Origin of the sequence: Elizabethkingia argenteiflava (assembly GCF_009904105.1) — a bacterium.
Taxonomy (GTDB): Bacteria; Bacteroidota; Bacteroidia; order Flavobacteriales; family Weeksellaceae; genus Elizabethkingia; species Elizabethkingia argenteiflava.
The window spans coordinates 1-453 of the sequence record NZ_JAAABJ010000407.1; the positions used below are offsets into that span (position 1 = coordinate 1).

Here is a 453-nt window from a genome sequence, read left to right on the forward strand (position 1 = left end):
ATAAGGCTTTGGCTTATATCCATGTTGATTTTTTCGCATAGGTACTTCCATATTAATCTGGTTGTAATTAAATAAGTCTCTTTGATAATCAATACTCAGATAACCTTTGTCTCCTAATATTGTACAAGTGCTTAATATCTTTGAGATAATGAATATCCTGTACAGAAGCTTGTGTTAGATCAAAATCGGTAAAAATCCCATCAGTAGTAAACACTGCATGCAATTTATAACCATAATAAACACTATTTTGCCAAGCACAAAAACCTTTATCCGGGCTGGTAAAGTCATTTTCTCTACAAACAGGACGTCGGCAACTTCTGCTTAATTTGCCGATTTCTAACGGCATGCTATCTACAATGTAATAATCAATGAAAGATATTTTTGCATATATATTTTTTCTTAATTAATCACTATTATAAAAAAAGTTGCTCTTTATGCAATTGTAAACACGTC

1 pseudogene is annotated in these 453 nt (G+C 31.3%); it reads right to left on the bottom strand.

Annotation, left to right across the window (positions count from 1 at the left end):
* Nucleotides 1-373, bottom strand: a pseudogene (locus tag GNY06_RS04800) (transposase); the annotation flags it as partial.
* Nucleotides 374-453: the final 80 nt, after the last annotated feature.